This window comes from Starkeya sp. ORNL1 (assembly GCF_012971745.1).
GTDB lineage: Bacteria > Pseudomonadota > Alphaproteobacteria > Rhizobiales > Xanthobacteraceae > Ancylobacter.
In genome coordinates, this window is the sequence record NZ_CP048834.1 from 5,791,326 (window position 1) to 5,807,564 (window position 16,239).

At 66.3% G+C, this 16,239-nt stretch carries 11 protein-coding genes; 10 read left to right on the plus strand and 1 reads right to left on the minus strand.

Features of this window, described 5'->3' with window-relative positions:
• Window positions 1-43: 43 nt before the first annotated feature.
• Window positions 44-1,357: a PAS domain S-box protein gene (locus G3545_RS30005; protein ID WP_170017413.1), complete on the minus strand. Its 1,314-nt coding sequence runs from the start codon at window positions 1,355-1,357 to the stop codon at window positions 44-46.
• 75 nt (window positions 1,358-1,432) lie between these two features.
• Here G3545_RS30005 and G3545_RS27135 point away from each other — a divergent pair, with 75 nt between their 5' ends.
• The 10 genes from G3545_RS27135 to G3545_RS27180 all read left to right on the plus strand — a co-directional run bounded on the left by G3545_RS27135 (window position 1,433) and on the right by G3545_RS27180 (window position 16,039).
• Window positions 1,433-1,879: an Rrf2 family transcriptional regulator gene (locus G3545_RS27135; protein WP_170017414.1), complete on the plus strand. Its 447-nt coding sequence runs from the start codon at window positions 1,433-1,435 to the stop codon at window positions 1,877-1,879.
• Window positions 1,880-1,929: 50 nt separating this feature from the next.
• A complete protein-coding gene (locus G3545_RS27140) occupies window positions 1,930-2,646 on the plus strand; it encodes an HPP family protein (protein WP_170017415.1) in 717 nt (238 codons plus the stop codon).
• A 130-nt stretch (window positions 2,647-2,776) separates the two neighbouring features.
• The gene (locus G3545_RS27145) at window positions 2,777-3,718 is read left to right on the plus strand and encodes an aminotransferase class IV (protein WP_170017416.1); all 942 of its coding nucleotides are present in this window, start codon (window positions 2,777-2,779) and stop codon (window positions 3,716-3,718) included.
• Between the two features lie 119 nt (window positions 3,719-3,837).
• A complete protein-coding gene (locus G3545_RS27150) occupies window positions 3,838-5,019 on the plus strand; it encodes an extracellular solute-binding protein (RefSeq protein ID WP_170017417.1) in 1,182 nt (393 codons plus the stop codon).
• Between the two features lie 168 nt (window positions 5,020-5,187).
• Entirely contained in the window at window positions 5,188-6,261 is a 1,074-nt protein-coding gene (locus tag G3545_RS27155; protein WP_170017418.1) for an ABC transporter ATP-binding protein, read from the plus strand.
• Complete coding sequence (locus tag G3545_RS27160) at window positions 6,258-7,118, plus strand: ABC transporter permease (protein ID WP_170017419.1); 861 nt, start codon at window positions 6,258-6,260, stop codon at window positions 7,116-7,118. Before G3545_RS27155 ends, G3545_RS27160 begins: the two co-directional genes overlap by 4 nt.
• A complete protein-coding gene (locus tag G3545_RS27165; RefSeq protein ID WP_170017420.1) occupies window positions 7,118-7,948 on the plus strand; it encodes an ABC transporter permease subunit in 831 nt (276 codons plus the stop codon). Before G3545_RS27160 ends, G3545_RS27165 begins: the two co-directional genes overlap by 1 nt.
• 67 nt (window positions 7,949-8,015) lie before the next feature.
• Window positions 8,016-9,512, plus strand: a complete 1,497-nt coding sequence (locus tag G3545_RS27170) for a PLP-dependent aminotransferase family protein (protein WP_246702582.1) — start codon at window positions 8,016-8,018, stop codon at window positions 9,510-9,512.
• 453 nt (window positions 9,513-9,965) lie between these two features.
• Window positions 9,966-11,750, plus strand: a complete 1,785-nt coding sequence (locus tag G3545_RS27175; protein ID WP_246702583.1) for an autotransporter assembly complex family protein — start codon at window positions 9,966-9,968, stop codon at window positions 11,748-11,750.
• A complete protein-coding gene (locus tag G3545_RS27180) occupies window positions 11,750-16,039 on the plus strand; it encodes a translocation/assembly module TamB domain-containing protein (RefSeq protein WP_170017422.1) in 4,290 nt (1,429 codons plus the stop codon). The genes G3545_RS27175 and G3545_RS27180 overlap by 1 nt, the downstream gene beginning before the upstream one ends.
• The last annotated feature ends 200 nt before the right edge of the window (window positions 16,040-16,239 follow it).

Below are 16,239 nucleotides of genomic sequence, written 5' to 3' on the forward strand. Positions count from 1 at the left end.
CTTTCATGCAAGCGCGGGACCAGTCCGCCCGGGTCGGACAACCTTACGCACCTTGCTGGGCGGCCACCTGTTTCTTCAGCGCCTTCATCTCCTCGAAGCGCTTGGTAACGTCGCGGATCACCGCCACCATGCCTTGCACCGGACCATCGCCGCCTTCCTTCAGCAGCGCGATGGTGAATTCCAGCGAGATGCGGCGGCCGTCCTTGGTCAGCCCGGGCACGGCGAGCAGGTCGCCGGCGCCATAGCGGCTGCGCCCACTTGCCACCGTCTCGTCATAGCCCTCCCAGTGCCGGGCGCGGAACGGCTCGGGGATGATGATGTCGAGCGACTGCCCGAGGGCTTCCGCCTCGGAAAAGCCGAAGACCCGTTCGGCGCCGGAGTTCCACAGCACGATCCGTCCGTCGCGGCTGCTGGCGATCACCGCCTCGGCGGCGCTGTCGAGAATGCCGTCGCCGATCTGCTCGCGCGAGAAGCCGTCACCGGCGTGCGCGAGGTGTGAACCGTCCACGGCCGCTTGAGGAGAGGGGTTGGTGCTTTGCGCCATGCCGGCATCCTCTTCGAACAAATCTTCCACCGGACCGAAGAACTCGTAATGCAGCCGCTCCTCGCCGACACCCGCCTTGGCGAGGCCCGGCACGAAGGCACGCAGGAAGCCGAGCGGACCACAGACAAAATAGTCCGCTTTTGCGATCGGCGTATGGGCAATCAGCCTATCCATGTCCACCCGCCCGGCAGCATCGAAGTCGCGGCCGGCGACATCCTCCGCCCGGGGGCGACTGTAGAAGATGATGACCTCCACCTTGCCCTTCGCCGCGGCGGCAAGCTCGCGAACATGGGCGCGGAAGGCGTGGGTGCCGCCATCATGCGTGCAGTGGATGAACTGCACCGGTACATCGATGCCTTTGGCGACGATGGCTTCCAGCATGGCGACCATCGGCGTGAGACCGACGCCGCCACTGAGCATCACGATCGGGCGGCTCGCCGGCTCCGGCAGCACGAAGGCGCCGGAGGCCGGCGCGATGTCGAATTCAGTGCCGACCGTTGCCACATCGTGCAGCCATCGCGAGACCAGCCCTTCCGGCTCGCGCTTCACCGAGATGCGATAGGTGGCGCCGTTCGGCGCGGCGGAGATTGTGTAATTGTGCTTGACCATGCCGACGCCGGGAATTTCCGGAAACATGGTCAGATGCTGGCCGGGCTTGTGCTGAGCCAGAGCATTGCCATCGATCGGCCTCAGCACGAACGAGGTGATGATCTCGCTCTCCCGGTGCCGGCTCTCGATCGCGAAGCGGCGTACGCCGCCCTGTGCCTCTGCCCGGGGTGAGGATGTGCCTGCGTCGTCACGCATATCAGCCATCAGCCATGCTCCCTTGGCCTGCGCTGGAAATCATGTATAGCGTATACATGTATTTTAACCGCTGAGAAGTCGATCATGCGCCTGACGCGCTATTCCGACTATGCGATGCGCGTGCTGCTCTATCTGGCGGCCCGGCCGGACCGGCTGTGCTCGATCTCCGAGATCGCGCGTGCCTATGGCATCTCGCAGAACCATTTGATGAAAGTGGTGCACGATCTCGGCAAGGCCGGCTTTGTCGCCAGCGCGCGCGGCCGCACCGGCGGCATCCGGCTGGCCAAGCCGTCCGCCGACATCCGCGTCGGCACCGTGCTGCGCCACACCGAGGACGGCTTCGACCTCGTCGATTGTCCGAATTGTATCCTCTCGAACGGTTGCGGCCTGTCCTCCGCTTTGGATGAGGCCCTGGCAGCGTTCATGGCGGTGCTCGACCGCTATTCGCTCGCCGACCTCATGGGCCGCCGCAAGGAAATGCTGCGGCTGTTCCTGCACATCGACGACCCCAGCACCTATTCCCAACCCTAGCACCCATTCCCAACCCTAGTGTCCCAACAAGAAATTTAGGGAGGACCGCCTTGCCCTTCACGGCCCGGTTCAAGCCGTTCGAACCCATTCTGGCCGGCGCCACGCTGCGCGACCGGCTGTTCGCCTGTGCCGGCGCGCTCATCGGCATTGCGCTCACCGGCTTCCTGTGCGGCCTTGCTGCCGGCAAGGCGCCGCACCTGCTCCTCTTGGTGCCGCCCATGGGCGCCTCGGCGGTGCTGGTGTTCGCCGTGCCGTCCAGCCCGATGGCGCAGCCCTGGCCGGTCATCGGTGGCAACACCATCTCGGCGCTGGCCGGCATCGCGGTCAGCCACATCATCTCGGAGCCGGCGCTGGCAGCGGGCGTTGCGGTCGGCCTTGCCATCGGCGCGATGTCGGTGCTGCGCTGCCTGCATCCGCCGGGCGGCGCCGCGGCATTGGTCGCGCTGTTCGCCGGCAGTTCGGCGGGCTATCTGTTCCCGCTGATGCCGGTCGCGCTCAATGCCACGGTGCTGGTGGCGTGCGGCCTCGCCTATCACCGATTCTCGCGTCATTCGTATCCGCATGTGGCGAAGCCGGCGGAGCCGAAGCAGCCCGAGCCGTCAACTGCTCCCGTGGTGCCGAGTTTCCAGCGCGAGGATGTCGCGGCGACGCTCGAAGAGATGGGCGAAGCCTTTGACATCAGCGTCGAGGATCTGGAGCGGCTGCTGAGCGAGATCGAGAAGCGGGCGCTGGCGCGCACCCGGCGCGATTTCTCCTACATCGACTGACCGATCCGGCGCTGCCCGGACCAATTGGCACCGTCGCTTTCCGGGAAAGCGGCGCTTTCCCCTGGCTCCCGGCATTGCGAGGCTGCGCGTGCATTTTGCCGCAACCGCCCAATGCCTGGAGTGCATGCAGATGACAGAGGCGAAACCCGACTATTCGAAAGGCGCCGCCTATATCAACGGCGAGTTCGTCCCGATAGCCGAGGCCAAGATTCCGGTCGGCGACTGGGGCTTCACGCATTCGGACGTCACCTATGATGTGGTCCATGTGACCGATGGCGGCTTCTTCCGCCTCGAAGACCATCTCGATCGCTTCCACCGCTCGCTCGAAGGCTACCGTCTGAAGCCGCCGGTGAAGCGCGATGAGATGCGCGAGATCCTTGGCCGCTGCGTCGCGCTGAGCGGGCTGCGCGACGCCTTCGTCGCCATGGTCTCGACCCGCGGCATCCCGCGTATCTATGGCTCGCGCGATCCGGAGGATTGCGACAACACCTTCATCGGCTATGCGGTACCGTGGGTGGACGTGATCAAGCCGGACGTGCAGGCGCGCGGCGCGCATCTGCTGGTCGCCTCGGTGCCGCGCATCTCGCAGAACTCGCTCGACCCGACGCTGAAGAACTATATGTGGCGCGACTTCACCCGTGGCATGTACGAGGCGCGGGACAAGGGTTTCGACACCGCAATACTGCTCGATTCCGAGGGCTACCTGACCGAGGGTGCCGGCTTCAACGTCTTCATCGTGAAGGGCAATGCCGTGCTGACGCCGGATCGTGGCTCGCTGCGCGGCATCACCCGGCTTTCGGTTCTGGACCTCTGCCCGGAACTCGGCCTTGATGGCCGCGTCGCCCCCATCACTTTCGAGGAACTGATGGACGCCGACGAGGTGTTCACCGCCACCACCGCCGGCGGCGTGATGCCGTGCTCCCGGGTCAATGAGCGCATCTATGGCAATGACCGGCCGGGCCCGATCAGCCAAAAGCTGAAGGACCTTTACTGGCAGAAGCACAAGGAAGGCTGGCACATGACGCCGGTCAATTATGCCGACGCGGAAAACCCGTTCTCCGTCGCTGCCTGATTCCAAATGGCTGGATCCCCGCGCCGATGCAGTGCGGGGACCGGCACTTCCAGAGGGAAACGACAAGACGGGCGGTTCCTGGCGATCTCCGTATCACAACAAGACGAGGGGAAGTGGACATGAAACCGCACGAGCCGAACCGCAGCGCCCGTGGCCTCGACCGCCGGCAACTGCTGAAGACCATCGCTGCCGGCACCACGGCGGCCATTGCCGCGCCCTATATCCGCCCGGCCTCCGCGGCGCCGACCACGCTGCGCGCGCTGATGTGGGAGGGCTATGTGCTACCCGACGTGATCGCGGCGTTCGAGGAGAAGAACAAGCTCAAATTCGCCCCGACCTTCTTCGACGGCAATTCCGAGGCCTATAACAAGCTGCGCGTCGGCGGCACCAAGGATTTCGATCTGGTGCAAGCCGACGGCTTCTGGCCGAGCCTCTACTTCCGCGAAAAGCTGATCCGCACCGTCGACTACGGCAAGATGCCGAGCACCAAGAACCTGTTCCCGGTGTTCCAGCCGGAGAAATACAAGCTGCTCACCGACGAGAAGACCGGCGTGCATTTCGGCGTGCCGTTCTGCTGGGGCAGCTACGGCATCACCTACAACAAGAATGAGATGCCGCCGGAAAAGGCCGCCAGCATCGAATGCATGTTCGATCCCGCCTTTTCCGGGCGGCTTTCGACCAGCGCGCGCTTCGAGGAGAATATCGCGCTCGCCGGCATCCTCGTCGCCACCAAGATGGGCACCATCAACAAGCCGCGCCCGGACGGCAAATCCTTCAACCCCTATCACCTGACCGACGAGGAACTCGCCGGCGTCGAGAAGCTGCTGATCGAGCAGAAGAAGCTGCTGCTCACCCGCTACCAGGACAATGCCACGCTGGCACAGTTGCTGGAGAGCGGCACGATCGTGGCGGCGCCGGAATTTGCGCAGGTCTATCGCCAGTTGCTGAACAAGAAGGCCAAGGGCGAGATCACCACCGACTTCGCCCACACGCTGATCCCGAAGGAAGGCGGGCTCGGCTGGGTCGATACCTGGCTCGTGTCCTATGGCGTGCCGGACGGGCCGACGCTCGATGTCTGCCAGGCCTTCATCGACACCATGACCAGCCAGGAGACGATGAAGAAGATCGCCATGGCCAGCGGCTGCTCGACCACCATCGACATCCGCTCGCTCTCGACCCCGGAAGAGCAGACGCTCTATCTGATGGACCGCACCAACGAGCTCTCGGACATGTACATGTTCGATCAGCCCTCCTCGCCGGAGAAGTGGGAACGGGTTTGGTCGCGCATGCAGGCGGCGTGAGCGACTGATCCCGATCCTTCGCCCTCATCCCCGGGCTTGACCCGGGGATCCAGCCTTGCCGCGGGTGCCCGGTCGAAAGTCTGGGTAGCCGGGTCAAGCCCGGCTATGAGGGCGCAGGGGGATGGCCACTGTGCGATCCTGCCACCGAACTTCCCGGGAGCCTGCTACGTGTATATTTCCCTCGACGGGGTCTCTCGTCAGTACGCCAGCATCTGGGCGGTCGACCGCGTCTCGATGGCCATCGAGAAGAACGAGTTCGTCTCGCTGCTCGGCCCGAGTGGCTCCGGCAAGACTACGTTGCTGCGCATCATCGCCGGGCTGGAAAAGCCGACCCAGGGCCGCGTGCTGATCGATGGCGAGGACGTCACCGATCTGCCGCCGCACAAGCGCGGCGTCGCCATGGTGTTCCAGGAGTTCCTGCTGTTCCCGCACCGCACCGTGCAGGAAAACCTCGCCTTTCCGCTGCGCATGATGAAGCTGCCGCAAGCGGAGATCGACGAGCGCATCGACTGGGTGGTCGGCATCCTGTCGCTGGGCGGGCTGGAGAAGCGCTACCCGAACCAGCTCTCCGGCGGCCAGCAGCAGCGCGTCGCGCTGGGGCGCGGCCTGGTCGGGCGGCCGAAGGCGCTGCTGCTCGATGAGCCGCTGGCCAATCTCGACCGCGAATTGCGCCAGGAGATGGAGGTGGAGATCCGCCGCCACCAGATCGCGCTCGGCATCCCCTTCATCTATGTCACGCACAATCAGGAAGAGGCGCTCTCGATGAGCGACCGCATCGCCGTCGTGCGCAACGGACGGATCGAGGATTTCGCGCCGCGCACCGAGATCTATGACCGGCCGAAGACCGCCTTCATCGCCCAGTTCGTCGGCCGCTCGAACCGCTTCGAGGGCACGATGGGCACTGGGGGCAAGCTCACCACGAAGTGTGGGGTGGCGATGGAGCTGCTGGCGGCCGCCATTCCCGCGGGCAAGCCGGTTTCGCTGTTCGTGAAGAACGAGAAGATGCGGCTCACGACGCCGGGCGAAGCGCCGCCCGAAGGGCCGAACCGCATCGAATGCACGGTGAAGGATGTCATCCTGCGCGGCGCTTACGCCGATTACATCCTCGCCTGCGGCGGGCGCGAGCTGCATGCCAGCCGGGCTCGCTCCGAACGCACCTTCTCGACCGGCGAGGCGGTGGTGGCGAGCTTCAATCCCGCCGACATCGATGCCTTCGACGAGGCCGAGGAGGAGCGGCCATGAGGGGACGGCTCGCAGGCTCGATCCTGCTCGGCGTGCCGGCGCTGTTTCTCGCAGCGCTGTTCGTGCTGCCGCTGCTGTCGATGGTGGTGCTCAGCTTCTGGCGCACCGAGAACTACCATATCATCCAGGACTGGAACCTCGGCAATTACTGGACGCTGGCGACCGGGGGCGCCTACGTCACCTTCCTCATCCGCTCGCTGGTGATGGCGCTTATCGTCTCCGCCGTGTCGATCCTGATCGCCTGGCCGGTGAGCTACGCCATCATCCTCTATGGCGGGCGGTATCGGCTGCTGTTCACGCTCGCCTTTGCGGTGCCGTTCCTAACCGGTGAGGTACTGCGCGTCATCGCGCTGCAAGGTTTGCTAGGCCCGCTCGGGCTGATCAATGGCGTCTTGATGGCGATGGGCGCGGCGCCGCTGCGCTTCATCATGTACACCAACGTCGCCAGCGCCATCGGCCTCGTCTATCTCTATCTGCCGATCGTGGTGACGGTGATCTATCTGTCGCTGCTGAACTTCGATCCGCGCCTGATCGACGCCGCCAAGATCTTCGGCGCCAGCCCGTTGCGCGCCTTCATCGAGGTGACCTGGCCGCTGAACCTGTTCGGCACGCTGATCGGCTTTGCGCTGTGCTTCATCCCGTGCCTGTCGGCGACACTGGCGCCACGCTTCCTCGGCGGACCGAACGGCACGCTCTACGGCATGGCGATGGCGCAGCAGTTCGGCGAATCCGGCACCTGGGCGCTCGGCGCCGCCATGGGCGTGGTGCTGTTCATCGTGTCCGTCGCCGTCATCGTCGCCATCGGTACGCGGATCGATCTGCGCCGCACCGGCTTCACCGGCCTCGGGAGGAGCTGATGCGCCGCACGCTCATCCGCTTCATCGCCAAATACAGCCTGCTGCTGACGCTGGCGATCTCGTATCTGTTCCTCTATCTGCCGATCGTCCATATCGGCCTTGCGGCGTTCTCGAAGAACTTCAACTTCCCCTATCCACCGCGCTGGACGCTCGACACGTTCGGCCGGCTGTTCGCCAATTCGCTCTACCAGAACGCCTTCGGCAACAGCCTGGTGCTCGGCATCGGCGCGGCGACGCTGTCCACGCTGCTGGCTGCGGCTGCGACGCTGGGTCTGATCCGCAATCCCGGCCGGCGCACCCGGCTCTATCTCGCACTGTTCGTCGCCCCGTTGTTCGTCGCCGAGGTGCTGATCGGCATCTCCTCGCTGATTTTCAACGGGCTGTTCCTGGAGATACAGGGCAACCTGGTCTCGGCGGTGCTGGCGAACGCGGTGCATTGCTTCAGCTATGCCCTGCTTATCATCGCCACCCAGCTCTACCGCTATGACTGGCGTCTGGACGATGCCGCCATGGTGTTCGGCGCCTCGCCCATGCGCACCTTCTTCGAGGTGACGTTACCCTTGATCTGGCCGGGCCTGCTGGGAGCCTTCATCGTCACCTTCATCATGGCGTTCAACAATCTGGAGATCTCGTTCTATCTCCTCGGCGCCACGCCGACTTTGCCGTCGGTCGCCTGGGGCGCGCTGCGCTACGGCGTGAAGCCGGAGCTCTACGCGCTCGCGACCGCGGTGAACCTCGTGGTGGTGCTCGGGCTCATGGTGATGTTCGTGCTGATGCTGACCGGCAAGGTCACGTTCGGCCATCGGCCCGAGCGCGAGCGGGCGGTCTAGTTCCCACTCGTATGGCACGGCAATTGCGTGCATCCTCAGGGGCGTTAGCCATCTGTGGAGTCATCACGTGCTGCTGCTCGACGCGCTGGCTCTCAACCTCGAACGTCGGCCGGACGCCCCGCTCTACCGGCAGATCTATGATGGTCTCGCCGCCGGCATCATTGGCGGCGCGATCAAGCCGGGCGAGCGGCTGCCCTCGACCCGCGACCTCGCGCAGGCGCTCGGCGTCTCGCGCAACACCATCATGCTGGCCTTCGAGCAACTCACCGCCGAGGGCTATCTTGAGGGCCTGTCCGGCTCAGGCACCTATGTCTCGCGCGAGCCGCCGGCCGAGCTGGTCGAGAAGGAAGCGCCGCGCATCAATCCGGCGATCCGCGCCGCCGGTAGTCTGGAGCGCGCCTTCGACATTGGCGGCGGCCTCGCCAATGTGCCGGCGACGCTGCGCTATATGCGCCGGCCGGTGCCGTTCCGCTCGAACTTCCCGGCGCTCGATGCCTTCCCGGTGCATCTGTGGGCCAAGCTCGCCGCCGATCTCTATCGCCGGCTCGATGCCGACACCGCCAATCATCTGATGGGGGAGGGCGATCCGCAGGGCTACGGCCCGCTGCGCGAAGCCATTGCCGAGCATGTCGCGCTCGGCCGCGGTATCGCCTGCACCGCGGCCAACGTCATCATCTTCGCCGGCGCGCAGCAGGCGGTGGACCTTGCCTGCCGCCTGCTGCTGATGCCGGGCGACGAGGTGGTGTGCGAGGACCCCGGCTATGACGGCGTCTACGCCTCGGTGATCGCGACCGGTGGCGTGCCGGTGCCGGTGCCGGTCGACGAGGAGGGGCTCGATATCGCCATGGCCGAGCGCAAGACGCCGGGCGCGCGCCTGGCCTATGTCTCGCCTTCCAAGCAGTTCCCGCTCGGCATGGCGCTGTCGCTGGAGCGTCGCCATCAGCTGGTCGACTGGGCCAACCGGACCAATAGCTGGATCCTCGAGGACGATTACGACAGCGAGTTCCGCTATTCCGGCCGGCCGCTGCCCTCGCTCTACGGCATCGATCGCGGCGCGCGGGTGATCTATCTCGGCACCTTCAGCAAGACGCTGTTCCCGGCGCTCCGGCTCGGCTTCGCCATCGTGCCGACCACGCTGATCGAGGCGTTCGTCTCGGCGCGCACCGTGGTCGGGCGTTATTCGCCGATCCTCGAACAGGTGCTGGTCGCCCGCTTCATGACCGAGGGCCACTTCGCCAGCCATGTGCGCAAGATGCGCAAGCTCTATTCGCAGCGCCAGGCGCATCTGCTCTGTGCGGTGGAGGGGCGGCTGGGCGAATGGCTTACCGTGACGCCGACCGACACCGGCATGGAGGTGATCGCCCGCCTAGCACCGGGCCTGAGCGGGCGGGCGCTCTCCAAGGCGGCGGCCGAGCGCGGGCTGGAGGTCATGCCGATCTCCTCGCTGGCGCGCGAGACCGATGTCGACGACCGGGTGACGCTCGGCTTCAGCGCCTTCACGACGGAGCAGATCGACGAGGGGATCGGGCGGCTGCGCTCGGTGCTGATGGCGATGAGGGCGTGAGAGTGAGTTCGGCTTGAGCATCCTTCGAGGCCCGGCTTCGCCGGGCACCTCAGGATGACGTCCATCTATAGCGCCACGTCATCCTGAGGTGCGAGCGCAGCGAGCCTCGAAGGATGCTCACGAAGAGCACCGCATTTGATTCAAATTTGAATCGAAAGGTAATCTTTACCATCGCCCTGTAATTTCACCGACACTCAGGTCATCCACAGATGATCATATTCAGACCGCATTTCCGCCTTAACCGGGCAAGGTCTTTGTTGGTGTCGGGCGTGAATGTTGGCGTCATTTGGGCATAGCGGACGGTACTATTCGCGTTCCGCACTGCTCGGTGCTGCGGCCTTAATCCTTACGGTCGCACCCGCTCGTGCCGACGAACCAAATTTCTTCGATTCTATAGCCGATTTCTTCAATCCGAATCGTGCGGCAGGCCGCGAGGCGCCGGCCATCGACGCCGTGCCCTATACCGTGACGATCGAAGTGAAGGGCGGCGACAGCTCGGTGAAGAGCGCCGTGACCGACGCTTCGAACCTCGAATCGCTTAAGGATCGCGCGCCCTCCGGCGCCGCCGGGCTGATCCGCCGCGCGCTCTCGGATTATGAGCGCATCACCGCTGCGCTCTATTCCCAGGGCTATTACGGCGGCAATATCCGCATGGCCATTGCCGGCAATGCACCGGATGCGCCCAACATTTTCGACATCGTCGAGGCGGCGCGCAAGCGCGGCCCGGTGCCGGTGCGGGTCGATGTCGATCCCGGCCCCGCCTTCACCTTCGGCGACGTCCGCATCCTCGATGCCCGCGCCCGCCGTCCGATCCCGGACGGGCCGAGCCTGCGCAAGCTGGGCTTGGAACCCGGCCAGCCGGCGCTGGCCGACAATGTGGTGCGCGCCGAGGCGATCCTGGTCGATTTCTGGCGCGACCAGGGCCACCCCTTCGCGCGCATCGCCGACAAGGACGTCGTCGCCGACCACGCCGCGAAGAAGCTCAATGTCACGCTGCTGGTCGAGCCGGGTCCGGTCGCCACCTTCGGCCGTTTCACCGTCTCCGGCGCCGACTTCCTCACGCCGGGCTTCATCGAGGACCGCATCGAGATCCCGCCGGGCACGCCCTATTCGCCCGAGAGGCTCACCCGGCTGCGCAAACGCCTGCTCGGCTACCAGGCCATTGCCAGCGTGCGCATCCGCGAGGGCGAGCAGCTCGACCGCGAGGGCAGGGTGCCGGTCTATATCGAGGTGACGCCGCGCGAGCAGCGCTATATCGGCTTCGCTGCGAAATATTCCAGCACCGACGGCTCCTCGCTGAACGGCTTCTGGGGCCACCGCAATTTGTTCGGCGGCGGCGAGACGCTGCGCCTCGATGCCACCGTCTCCTGGTTCGGCCAGAAGCCCGAGGCGGTGCCGGACGCAGATCCGTTCGGCTACAAGCTCGCCGCCAGCTTCGTGAAGCCCGGCATCTATACGGCGCAGGACGATCTCATCGCCAATGCCGCCATCCTGCGTGAAGTCACCAATGCCTATGTGCGCGAAGGCGTGACCGCGCTGGTCGGCATCCGCCACCGCTTCGACGACACGCTCTCGGTGCAGGTCGGGCTCGATTTCGAGCAGGCGCAGGTCGAGGACACCACCGGCACGCGCGACGATTTCGTCGCCGGCGTGCCGATCGATATTGCCTACGACACCACCGACAACGCGCTCGACCCGACGCAGGGCATACGAGCCGCGGCGACCGTGGAGCCCTTCGCCTATCTCGGCCAGAGCGGGGCCGGGCCGGTGATGATGAAGGGCACGTTCGCCACCTATCGCGCGCTCGACGAGGACAAGCGCTATATCCTCGCTGGCCGCGTGAGTGCCGGCAGCATATTCGGCGCCAGTCTCTTTGACGTGCCGCCGCAGCGGCGCTTCTATGCCGGCGGCGGCGGCTCGGTGCGCGGCTATGATTATCAGGCGGCCAGCCCGCGCGATGCCAATGGCGACATCATCGGCGGCCTCTCCTATTTCGAGGCCTCAGCCGAGCTGCGCATCAAGATCACCGACACCATCGGCGTGGTGCCGTTCTTCGACATGGGCTCGGCCTTCTCGTCCGAGATTCCCGACTTCGACAGCCTGAAATATTCGGCCGGCATCGGGCTGCGCTACTACACCGCCATCGGGCCGCTGCGTGTCGATTTCGCAGTGCCGCTCAATCCCGGACCCGATGACGGCTCTTACGGGGTCTATGTCAGCCTGGGGCAGGCATTCTGATGGGCATAGCGGGGCGCATCGGCAAATGGTTTGGGCGGGCGCTGCTCGGCATCCTCGCGCTGCTGGTCGTCGTGTTCCTCGCCATCCAGACCCCGCCGGGCAAGGCGATGCTGGCCTCCATCGGCTCCTCGCTCGCCTCAAGCGAGGGCATGCGGATCGAGATCTCCGGCATTGGCGGCTTCATCCCCTCCGACATGAGCGTGGACAGCGTGCGGCTGTCCGATGCCGATGGCCCGTTCGCTGAAGTTCAGGGCATCCGCCTCAGCTGGAGCCCGTTGGCGCTGCTGACCGGCACGCTCAATATCGAGGATGCCGGCGCCGTCCTTGTTGCGGTGATGCGCAAGCCGCAATTGCCGCCCGCCGCCGAGGCGCCGAAGAGCGAAGGCAGCGGCGGCAGCTTCATGCTGCCGGTGCGGATCGGCCGCTTCGCACTCGACGAGGTCGATATCGCCGAGCCGGTGCTGGGCCATGAGGCGGTGCTGTCGCTCACGGCTTCCGCCGAATTGCTGGCGCTGGAGCGCGGCCTCTCCGCCGATTTCGACCTGCAGCGCAAGGATTCGCCCGGCAGCGTCACCGGCAAGCTGCATTATGCTCCGGAGACCGGCGGCCTCGATGTCGACGTCACCGCGCAGGAACCGGCCGGCGGGCTGGTGGCGCGGGCCGCCGGCATGGACGGCCTGCCGGCGCTGCTGGCAACGCTGAAGGGCAGCGGCCCGCTCGACGCCTTCGACGCCCATCTCGATGTCTCCGCCGGAAATGCCGCTCGCATCAGCGGCGCCGCCGGCGTGCGTGCCATCGAGAATGGCCGCCGCATCACCTTCGCCATCGATGCCGACGTGGCGAAGCTGCTGCCGGCCAAGATCGCGCCGCTCTTCGAGGGGCGCACCGAACTCGCCGGGACCGCGACGGTGGATGCGGAAACAAAGGTCGGTATCGAGACGCTGACCGCCCGCGCGTCCGGCTTTGGCGCCGGCGCCAAGGGTTCGTTCGACACGCAGGCGATGAGCGCCGATCTCGCCTTCGGCGTGAATGTCGGCGAAGCGGCGCGCTTCTCGGCGCTGGCGCCGGGCGTCACATGGGCCTCGCTGGCGATTGAAGGCACCGTGAAGGGCGCGGTGGCCGCCCCAAGCGTGGCGGCGAAAATCACCGGCCAGGGCCTGAAGGGCGCTGGCTATGGCGCCGGCTCACTGGTGGTGAACGCCACCACCGTTCCCGACAGCGTGCAGAACCTCGCACTCAATGTGACCGGCAAGGCGCAGGGGCTCACCGCGGGCGATCCGAAGGTCGCGAGCGCCCTCGGGCAGAGTGCGACCTTCACCATCACCGGCGCCAAGCCCGCCACCGGGCCAGTCACGCTCACCGCCCTGACCGCCGAGCTTTCCGCACTGACCGCGCGCTTTGCCGGCAATGCCAATCCGGACAACATCGCCGGCACGCTGCACCTCGAAAAGCTCGATCTCGCCGCGCTGAGCCCGCTCGCCGGCCGGCCGCTCGGCGGCACCGCGGCGTTCGACGTCACGGTCGATGCCAGCGGCGACTTCTCCCACGCCAAGCTCGATATCAAAGGCGGCACGCAGGGGATTTCGACCGGTATCGGCGCGGTGGACGGACTATTCGGCAAAGCGACGACACTCGCCGGTGCGCTCGCCCGCGACGGCGAGAGCGCGATCCGGATCGATGGGTTGAACCTTGCCGCCGACGGCCTCACCGTGACGGCGAACGGCACACTTTCGAAGACCACGGCCGACCTCAAGGCCAAGCTGGCGCTCTCCGATCTCGCGAAGATCGATCCGAAGGTGTCCGGCGCGCTGAGCGGCGATGCCGCCTTCTCCGGCAGCCTTGACGATCTCGGCCTCAAGGCGCGGCTCTCGATTCCCTCGGGAACGGCGATGAAGCAGCCGATCGAAAAGCTCAGCCTTGACCTCGTCGCCAGCGACATCACCGGCAAGCCGGCCGCGTCCTTCAAGTTGGACGGCAAGATCGCCGGCAAGCCGGCCACCGGCTCCGGCGCCTTCGCGACGCTGGCGGAAGGGGCAAAGCAGCTCAAGGGGCTGGCGCTCGCCATCGGCTCGGTCACCGCCAAGGGCGACATCGCCCTCAATGCCAACAGCATCGCAACCGGCAAGCTGACCATCGCCGCCGGCAACCTCGGCGATCTCTCGGCGCTGGCGCTTACCCAGATGGCCGGCAAGCTGAATGCTGACATGAGTCTCGACGCCGTCCAGGGCAAGCAGCGCGTGGTGGTCAAGGCCGACGCCGACAAGGTGCTGGCGGCGGGGCAGGTGGTCGACAGCGCGCGCATCGACGCCACGGTGATCGATCCAGCGGGCATCCCGATGCTGGACGGCAATGTGCAGCTCTCCGGCGTGAAGGCCGGCGGCGTCGATATCCCGAAGGCGACGCTGAATGCCGATGGCGGCACGTCCGGCACCGCGCTCAAGCTCGATGCCACGGTGAACGGCGCGACCATCGCCGCTGCCGGCCAGCTCAGCCAGCAGGGCAAGGACATGCTGTTCCGCCTCGACCGGCTGAACGTGGCGCGCGGCACGGCGAGCCTCGCCACCTCGGCGCCGGCGAACTTCACCGTGTCCGGCAGCACGGTGACTATCGACAAGCTGACGCTGGCGACCAAGGGCGGCGGCGCCACCGTCTCCGGTCGCGCCGGCGAGACGCTCGATCTCGATGTCGATCTGCGCGCCCTGCCGCTGTCGCTGGCCGATCTGGCGGCGCCAGGCCTCGGGCTTGCCGGCACGCTCAGCGGCTCGGCAAAGATATCCGGCCCGGCCAAGGCGCCGGCCGGCAATTACAATCTCGCGATCGCCAAGGTCTCGACCCCGGACCTCGCCAAGAACGGTGTCGGCCCGCTCGACATCAAGGCCGAGGGCCAACTCTCCGGCGGGCGGGTCGACACCCGCGCAAGCATATCCGGGCCATTCATCTCCGGCGTCACCATCACCGGCTCGGCGCCGATCAGCGCCGGCGAGCTCGACCTTGCCATCAAGGGCGCGCTCGATCTTGCCGTCGCCAACCCGCTGCTCGCGACCTCCGGCTCCCGGGTCGGCGGCAATGCCACCATCGATGCCACGGTGAAGGGCACGCCGGCCGCGCCGCGCGCCGGCGGCACGGTGCGCCTCAGCGGTGCCCGCTTCGACGACAGCGTGAACGGCATCAGCCTCAGCAATATCGAAGGCTTGGTCACCGGCACCGAGCGCTCGGTGACGCTCACCTCACTCTCGGCCAAGACCCCGAACGGCGGCGGGCTCACCGCCCGCGGCAATGTCGCGCTCGATCCGGCGGCGGGCTTTCCCGGCAAGATCGACGTCGATCTCACCAATGCCGGCCTCGTCAATAGCGAGCTGATGCGCTTCGTCGGCGAGGGCAAGCTCGCGGTGGAGGGCGCCTTCGCCAATAATCCGCGTCTCACCGGGCGGCTGACCGTCAAGAACCTCGACGTCAATATTCCCGACAAGCTGCCGGGCGGCGGCGATGCCTTGAATGTGCGTCACGTCAATGGCAGCGCCCCCGGCACTGCGGCCCGCGGCGGCAAGCCTCAGGCGCCGGCCGCGCGCGCCGCGCCGAAGCCCGATGCCGGCATGCCGCTCGACCTCGTGGTCTCGGCGCCGAACAATGTCTTCGTGCGCGGCATGGGGCTGGAGGCCGAGCTTGGCGGCGACATCAAGGTCTCCGGCACCAGCGGCTCGCCGGTGACGAATGGCGGCTTCGAGATGAAGCGCGGCAATTTCGACGTCCTCGGCAAGCGGCTGAACTTCACCCGCGGCAAGATCACCTTCACCGGCACCACCGATCCCGAGCTCGACTTCGTCGCCGAGACCACGGCGAACGACATCACCGCGCAGATCCTGGTGACCGGGCCGGCCTCGAAGCCGGACATCACCTTCACCTCGACGCCGACCCTGCCGCAGGACGAGGTGCTGGCACGCCTGATGTTCGGCCGCTCCGCCGGCTCGCTCACGGCCGGGCAGGCGGTGCAGGTGGCGCAGACCATCGCGCAATTCTCCGGCGGCGGCCCGGGCGTGATGGACAAGATGCGCCGCTCGCTCGGCGTCGACAGCCTCGATGTCGGCACCAACGCTGCCGGCACCGGCGGCCAGGTCGGCATCGGCAAGCGGCTGAACGACAAGATGTATCTCGGCGTGAAGCAGGGCACGACGCCGAACTCCAGCCAGGTGACGGTCGATGTCGACATCACCAAGAATATCCGCCTGCAAGGCGCCACCGGCGCCGACGGCAGCGCCGAGGTCGGCGTCGGCGCGCAGTGGGATTATTGAGGGCCGGGCATAGGAGCTTGGCTTAGAGCCCTTTCCGTTCGGATGGAACCATCCGAACGACAGATGAGTGCTCTAGATTCTATAGGCTGGAGCAATTCCTCTTCGATCAGATGATTCCATCTGATCGGGAAATGCTCTAGCCACGTCATCCTGAGGTGCCGCGCAGCGGCCTCGAAGGATGCTGAACAGAAGACGGCCAT

Coding starts and splice junctions, on each gene's coding strand:
- G3545_RS27160 (WP_170017419.1), top strand. CDS start 6,258: ATGAGGGGACGGCTCGCAGGCTCGATCCTGCTCGGCGTGCCGGCGCTG.
- G3545_RS27165 (WP_170017420.1), top strand. CDS start 7,118: ATGCGCCGCACGCTCATCCGCTTCATCGCCAAATACAGCCTGCTGCTG.
- G3545_RS27150 (WP_170017417.1), top strand. CDS start 3,838: ATGAAACCGCACGAGCCGAACCGCAGCGCCCGTGGCCTCGACCGCCGG.
- G3545_RS30005 (WP_170017413.1), bottom strand. CDS start 1,357: ATGGCTGATATGCGTGACGACGCAGGCACATCCTCACCCCGGGCAGAG.
- G3545_RS27180 (WP_170017422.1), top strand. CDS start 11,750: ATGGGCATAGCGGGGCGCATCGGCAAATGGTTTGGGCGGGCGCTGCTC.
- G3545_RS27135 (WP_170017414.1), top strand. CDS start 1,433: ATGCGCCTGACGCGCTATTCCGACTATGCGATGCGCGTGCTGCTCTAT.
- G3545_RS27145 (WP_170017416.1), top strand. CDS start 2,777: ATGACAGAGGCGAAACCCGACTATTCGAAAGGCGCCGCCTATATCAAC.